This is a genomic window from Frankia sp. Mgl5 (assembly GCF_023242985.1).
GTDB lineage: Bacteria > Actinomycetota > Actinomycetes > Frankiales > Frankiaceae > Parafrankia > Parafrankia soli.
The window spans coordinates 1-376 of record NZ_JALKFY010000520.1; the positions used below are offsets into that span (position 1 = coordinate 1).

The window sequence follows — 376 nt, forward strand, 5'->3', positions numbered from 1 at the left end:
CTGCAACCGTCTGACCGGTCACAAGCGTCACCGTCCGCTCCAGCGCAGAAGGAATATGACGGAGCAAACCTCCGATATGCTTGCGAATGGCGCCAAACAGTTCAACTTCCGCATTGATCGGGCGATTGGCGTAATCGAGCCCCGCAGCCCACACATCAGGATCGTACGCGTTTCCGGAGAAGCTTCTCCCCGGTTCGGCCAATGCGAATTTTACCAAGGCGAGTGAGGTACAGTCGGAATCCACGATGTGCAACACAATCTGGCGGATTGACCATTTGCCGGGTGCTCTGGCTAAGTCTAAATCAGCTTCAGTCAATCCTTCCAGCGCGTTTTGCAAACGTGAAGGAGCCTGATCATAATAGTGCAAGATCTCCTT

The 376-nt window shown here is 53.7% G+C and carries 1 protein-coding gene; it reads right to left on the reverse strand.

The features are described from left to right. On the reverse strand, window positions 1-376 hold a 376-nt coding region (locus tag MXD62_RS10425), incomplete at both ends, for a DinB family protein (RefSeq protein ID WP_248829120.1).